1 pseudogene is annotated in these 275 nt (G+C 46.2%); it reads left to right on the top strand.

What is annotated here, in order from left to right:
• Positions 1-275 (top strand): annotated as a pseudogene (locus NLF92_RS12865) (23S rRNA (guanine(1835)-N(2))-methyltransferase); the annotation flags it as partial.

Below are 275 nucleotides of genomic sequence, written 5' to 3'. Positions count from 1 at the left end.
AATCATTTACTGGGTAACGCAGAAACGAGCAATAAAAACGGCCTGCTAACCGCGCCGCTGAAAACCTTGACTAGCGTGCAAAGCTTAACGTTTAAGCCAGAAAAGGCGCCGAGTCTTGTTGTGCTGAAGGTCCCCCGCGCCCTTGCACTTCTTGAACAGCAGCTTATTGATTTACAAAAATATATAACACCTGACACGCGTGTTATCGCAACCGGTAAAGTGAAGACCATCACAAAATCCGTACTCAACCTATTTGAACGATATATTGGCCCCAC

The organism is Opacimonas viscosa (assembly GCF_024199005.1).
Lineage (GTDB): Bacteria > Pseudomonadota > Gammaproteobacteria > Enterobacterales > Alteromonadaceae > Opacimonas > Opacimonas viscosa.
This window is presented reverse-complemented; position numbering and strand designations above follow the sequence as displayed.